This window comes from Paractinoplanes hotanensis, assembly GCF_023717965.1.
Lineage (GTDB): Bacteria > Actinomycetota > Actinomycetes > Mycobacteriales > Micromonosporaceae > Actinoplanes > Actinoplanes polyasparticus.
The window spans coordinates 1-590 of sequence record NZ_JAMQOL010000139.1 but is presented as its reverse complement, the minus strand read 5'-3'; the positions used below and the strand labels follow the sequence as shown (position 1 = coordinate 590).

Below are 590 nucleotides of genomic sequence, written 5' to 3'. Positions count from 1 at the left end.
TGCATCTGGCTGATCCCGATCTGGTCGGCGATCTGCGACTGGGTCAGGTTGCCGTAGAAGCGCAGCGTCAGGATCTTCTGCTCGCGCTCGTCCAGGGTCGCCAGGGCGGGGCCCAGGGCGACGCGGGTCTCCGCCAGTTCGTATTCGTAGTCCTCGCCGCCGAGGGTGTCGCCCAGCTCGGTGGTGCCGTCGGCGCTGATCGGCGTGGACAGCGACGTCGCGTTGTAGGCGCGGGCGCCTTCCAGGCCCTCGAGGACGTCTTCCTCGGTCACGCCCAGGTGGATGGCGACGTCGGCCACCGTCGGGGAACGGCCCAGGCTGTGGGTGAGGGTGGCGTTGGCCTCGGTGATGGCCAGGCGCAGTTCCTGCAGGCGGCGCGGCACCCGGACCGACCAGGTGCGGTCGCGGAAGTGGCGCTTGATCTCGCCGATGATGGTGGGGATGGCGTAGCCCGCGAAATCCACCCCGCGGGAAGGGTCGAACTTGTCGACGGCCTTGATCAGGCCGACGGTGGCGGTCTGGATCAGGTCGTCGGTGGGCTCGCCGCGGCCGGAGTAGCGGTGGGCGAGGTGGCGGGCCAGCGGCAACCA

Annotated in this window: 1 protein-coding gene; it reads right to left on the bottom strand. The window is 70.2% G+C overall.

Annotated features, from left to right (window positions below; genetic code table 11):
- Positions 1-590 (bottom strand): SigB/SigF/SigG family RNA polymerase sigma factor (locus LXN57_RS47765; protein ID WP_251804973.1); only part of this gene is annotated, 590 nt, incomplete at both ends.